This window comes from Henriciella sp. (assembly GCF_049649345.1).
In the GTDB taxonomy this organism is placed as follows: domain Bacteria; phylum Pseudomonadota; class Alphaproteobacteria; order Caulobacterales; family Hyphomonadaceae; genus Henriciella.
Genome location: NZ_JBARZC010000647.1, coordinates 1 through 3,285 on the forward strand (window position 1 = coordinate 1; position 3,285 = coordinate 3,285).

At 60.3% G+C, this 3,285-nt stretch carries 3 protein-coding genes; all 3 read left to right on the forward strand.

All coding sequences use genetic code 11. The annotated features are described in order from the left end of the window. Window positions 1-469: cell division protein FtsQ/DivIB (locus WA989_RS17775; protein WP_424341807.1), on the forward strand; the 469-nt coding region annotated here is incomplete at its 5' end. Between the two features lie 2 nt (window positions 470-471). Further along, window positions 472-1,767: a cell division protein FtsA gene (ftsA, locus tag WA989_RS17780; RefSeq protein ID WP_424341808.1), complete on the forward strand. Its 1,296-nt coding sequence runs from the start codon at window positions 472-474 to the stop codon at window positions 1,765-1,767. A gap of 96 nt (window positions 1,768-1,863) precedes the next feature. After that, entirely contained in the window at window positions 1,864-3,255 is a 1,392-nt protein-coding gene (gene ftsZ, locus WA989_RS17785; protein ID WP_424341809.1) for a cell division protein FtsZ, read from the forward strand. Window positions 3,256-3,285: the final 30 nt, after the last annotated feature.

Below are 3,285 nucleotides of genomic sequence, written 5' to 3' on the forward strand. Positions count from 1 at the left end.
CTACCGCCTGTGGCCGAACCAGATCCTTATCCATGCCTCTCCGGCCGAACCTGTCGCTCTCTGGCATGATGGCGAAGGCTGGAAAGTCGTCGACAGTCTCGGCGCCGTCATGCAGGGCGTGGCCGCCGAAACCTATCCTGACCTTGTTCGTGTGTCCGGCGCTGAAGCCCCTTCCGGGGTGCCGGCGCTGATGCGCGCGCTTTCCGTTAATGGCGATGTTGCCGAGCGCACTTCCTACGCTCAACGGGTCTCGTCCAGCCGCTGGGACATCAAGCTGAAGTCGGGCACAACGATCCGCCTGCCGGCTGATCACTCAATCGATCGGGCCGCGCTCGAACTCTCAGAGCTCGACGCGGACTCTTCGCTCACTCGCCGCGGCGTCGAGCGTATCGATCTCCGTGTGCCGGGCAAGGCATTCCTCAAACCGAAACGGACAGTCGGCGAAACTAGCTCGCCGGCGGAAAGCTGATCATGGCCAGAGCTGACGCCAGACTGAAACCTGCGAAAGCCGCCCGTATCGGGCAGGCGATTGCCTCGCTGGACATTGGCAGCTCCAAGGTAACCTGCCTGATCGGACGGTACGACCCGTCTTCAAAGGCAGGCTTCACTTTTCTGGGCGGTGGGCGCCAGCAGAGCCGCGGCTTCAATGGCGGCGCGATCAAGGACATGGACGCGCTGGAGCGCTCTATCCGCCTGGCTGTCGAAGATGCAGAGCGCCAGGCCGGCGAGCGGATCGAGCAGGTCGTTCTGGGCATTACGGGCCCCAAGGTCACCTGCGAATTTGTGGCAAGCATCACAGATATCGGCGGACGCGAGGTCACGGCAAAGGATCTGAAGAAGCTGCACGCATCGGCCTTGTCGAAACTCAATGCCAAGCAGCGCGAAGTCCTGAGTGCGCATCCGGTAATCTACAAGCTGGACGACCAGGACGGGATCAAGGACCCGGCCGGCATGATCGGTGAGAAACTGAGCGTTCTCCTGTCTGTCATCTCTGCGCCCAAGTCGCTGGTCCGCAACCTCGTCGAATGCGTCGGCCGCGCCCATCTCCATGTCGACCGGATCATTCCGTCTGCCGTGGCGAGCGGGGCAGGGACGCTGATCGATGATGAAATCGAGAATGGCGCGATTTGCATCGACATGGGCTCAGGCGTCACCGCCGCCTGCGCCTTCATCAATGGATCGCCCGCCTGGCTCGGTCTGGTGCCGGCTGGCGGCAATAACGTCACGGGAGACCTAGCGCAGGGCATCGGCACAACCTTCGCTGCGGCCGAGCGCATGAAGACGGTGCACGGCAATGCGATCGTCGACGGACCAGGTATGGCCGAACGGGTCGAGGTGGCCCGGCTTGGTGATGACGGCCGGCTGAATGGCTACAAGATGGCGCGCGGAGAAATCGCTGCGATCATCGCGCCCCGCATCGAAGAGACATTCGAGTTCGCCGAAAAAATGTTTTCGACCTGCGATCTCAAAAAAATCATGCCGAGACGGACCGTACTCACAGGGGGCGGAAGCCTGCTTCCGGGCGTGCGCGACGTCGCCACGCGAGTTCTGAAACAGCCGGTACGCCTAGGAAAGCCTGTGGAAGCGGACATTTTAGGTGAATCTCATGCCAATCCGGTCTTTTCCACAGCTGCAGGTCTGCTAAGCTATGAATTCAGGGGATTTGTGGACGTGTCACGGGCTGGCAGCACGTCCGACGCAGGAGGTGCGTCCGGCAAACGCGGATTGCTGAAGAAAGTCTTTCAGTGGCTCAGTGAAAATTTTTGATCCACGAAGACTTCACTTAACTGTCTCTTAGTCTGAGGCAGGCAATCTAGAGCCTGACACTCTCGGTATGTAGATTTGTAAAGGCGGACTCAATTCATGACCCAAGAACTCAAGCCCCGGATCGTAGTCTTTGGCGTCGGTGGTGCTGGCGGCAATGCGGTCGACAATATGATCGAGGCAAAGCTGCAAGGCGTTGAGTTCGTGGTGGCCAACACAGATGCACAGGCGCTGGAGCGCTCGAAGGCTGACACCCGCATCCAGCTCGGCCTTGAAACCACGTCCGGCCTTGGCGCTGGCGCCCGACCTGAAGTTGGTGCAGCCTCTGCCGAAGAGTCGATCGACGACATTCATGAAATTCTCGAAGGCGCCCACATGGTCTTCATCGCCGCCGGTCTCGGCGGAGGGACAGGCACAGGCGCTGCGCCGATCATCTCGAAAGCCGCGCATGACAAGGGCATCCTGACTGTCGGCGTTGTGACCAAGCCGTTCGGCTTTGAAGGCGCGCGCCGCATGACGATCGCTGAAGGCGGTCTCGAAAAGATGCGCGACGCTGTCGACACGATGATCGTCGTGCCGAACCAGAACCTGTTCCGTATCGCCAATGAGCGTACCACTTTCGCCGAAGCCTTCCGCATGGCTGACGATGTGCTCTATTCCGGCGTCCGCGGCATCACGGACCTCATGGTCATGCCTGGCCTGATCAATCTCGATTTTGCCGATGTGCGCACCATCATGAAGGGTATGGGCTCTGCCATGATGGGTATGGGCGAGAGCGAAGGCGAAGGCCGCGCGCTCGAAGCAGCCCGCGCCGCGATCGACAATCCTCTGCTCGACGATGTCTCGATGAAAGGCGCCAAGGGCGTGCTCATCAACATCACGGGCGGTTATGACATGACGCTGTTCGAACTCGACGAAGCGGCCAATGAAATCCGCCGCGAAGTCGATCCTGAAGCCAATATCATCCTCGGCTCGACCTTTGATCCAGAGCTTGAAGGCCGCCTGCGGGTTTCCGTTGTGGCTGCCGGGATCGAAGTCGCTGGTGAAGAAGTAGCGAGGCCGTCAGAGACCGCTGTTGTCGAAACAGTCGCGGCACCGGTCGATGAGGACCAGCCAAAGGTTGTCGTCAGCGGCGCCGACGAGACACAGAACGACATGTTTGAAAGCGATCCACGCCCTGATTTCCGTGGCCGCCCGCTTCCACCGGCCCATATGGAGCGTGCTGAGGGGGCCGATCAGGTGTCCGCAGACGAAGTGTTCAACCGTCAGCAGCCGCAAAAAGGCGCGCCCAAGGGCGATGACGAGGCTGGCGCTGGCTTTGCCAATCTTTTCGGCTGGCGCAAGGGCACGACGCAGGGCGATAATGATCAGGACGACATCGATGTCCCGGAGAAGATCGTCTCGTCACCGGAAGACCATCCGGATGCTGCCCCGTTTGACGATGCAGACCTCGAAATTCCTGCCTTTTTGAGGCGCTCTGCGAACCACTGATTGCAGTCGGCCTGCAGCGGAAATTGCTTA

Bases quoted from the DNA above. Each gene is read 5' to 3' on its own strand.
- ftsA (WP_424341808.1), top strand. From the start codon at position 472: ATGGCCAGAGCTGACGCCAGACTGAAACCTGCGAAAGCCGCCCGTATC.
- ftsZ (WP_424341809.1), top strand. From the start codon at position 1,864: ATGACCCAAGAACTCAAGCCCCGGATCGTAGTCTTTGGCGTCGGTGGT.